Source organism: Lysinibacillus sp. LK3, from assembly GCF_001043675.1.
GTDB classification, from domain to species: Bacteria; Bacillota; Bacilli; order Bacillales_A; family Planococcaceae; genus Lysinibacillus; species Lysinibacillus capsici.
This window is the reverse complement of sequence record NZ_LDUJ01000057.1, coordinates 1-242: the sequence shown is the minus strand read 5'-3', so window position 1 is coordinate 242 and position 242 is coordinate 1. Positions and strand designations below refer to the sequence as shown.

The window sequence follows — 242 nt, the reverse complement described above, 5'->3', positions numbered from 1 at the left end:
GTAGCTGGAGTAACGGGGACAATGGGTCCACAGGGAGAAATGGGTCTCCAAGGAGTAGCAGGAGTAACGGGGACAACGGGTCCACAGGGAGAAATGGGTCCCCAAGGAGTAGCAGGAGTAACGGGAGCAACGGGTCCACAGGGAGAAATGGGTCTCCAAGGAGTAGCAGGAGTAACGGGAGCAACGGGTCCACAGGGAGAAATGGGTCCCCAAGGAGTAACAGGAGTAACGGGAGCACCAGG

The 242-nt window shown here is 57.9% G+C and carries 1 pseudogene; it reads left to right on the top strand.

What is annotated here, in order from left to right:
• Positions 1–21: 21 nt before the first annotated feature.
• Positions 22–242, top strand: a pseudogene (locus tag VK91_RS22210) (hypothetical protein); the annotation flags it as partial.